General features: G+C 71.9%; 1 protein-coding gene. It reads left to right on the forward strand.

Translation table 11 applies throughout. From position 1 onward, the window contains the following. A partial coding sequence (locus tag POF73_RS45850) for an AMP-binding protein (protein WP_272125488.1) occupies positions 1 to 695 on the forward strand: 695 nt, incomplete at both ends.

A 695-nucleotide genomic window follows, 5' to 3' on the forward strand; every position in this document is an offset into this window, starting at 1 on the left:
GCGTTCCGGGTGTTGGCGGGGGAGGCGCCGGAGTGTTTCGCGGGGCTGCGTGAGGTGCTGACCGGCGGGGACGTGGTGCCTGCCGAGTCGGTGGCCCGGGTGCGGGAGGCGTGCCCGGATGTGACGGTGCGGCATCTGTACGGGCCCACCGAGACCACTCTCTGCGCCACCTGGCGGATCTGGCGTCCGGGCGAGGCCGTGGGTTCCGTACTGCCGATCGGACGTCCGCTGCCGTGTCGGCAGGTGTATGTGCTGGACGCCTTTCTGCAGCCGGTGCCGCCCGGCGTGGTCGGGGAGTTGTATGTGGCGGGCGAGGGTCTGGCGCTGGGGTATTGGGGCCAGCCCGGTCTGTCGGCGGAGCGGTTTGTGGCGTGTCCGTTCGTGCCGGGGGAGCGGATGTATCGGACGGGTGACCTGGTGCGGTGGACGGATGAGGGTGCGCTGGTCTTTGTCGGGCGTGCGGATGCTCAGGTGAAGATCCGTGGGTTCCGGGTGGAGCTGGGTGAGGTGGAGGCGGCGCTCGCCGCGCATCCGGCGGTGGCCCAGGCCGTCGTCACGGCTCCGCAGGAGCGGCCGGGTGAGCGGCGGCTGATCGGTTACGTGGTGCCCGACGGGGCGGCGGTGGACGTCGGGCACGTGCGGGAGTACGTGGCGCGGGTGTTGCCGGAGTACCTCGTGCCGGCCGTGGTGGTGGT

The sequence above is a fragment of the Streptomyces sp. HD genome (assembly GCF_028369295.1).
GTDB lineage: Bacteria > Actinomycetota > Actinomycetes > Streptomycetales > Streptomycetaceae > Streptomyces.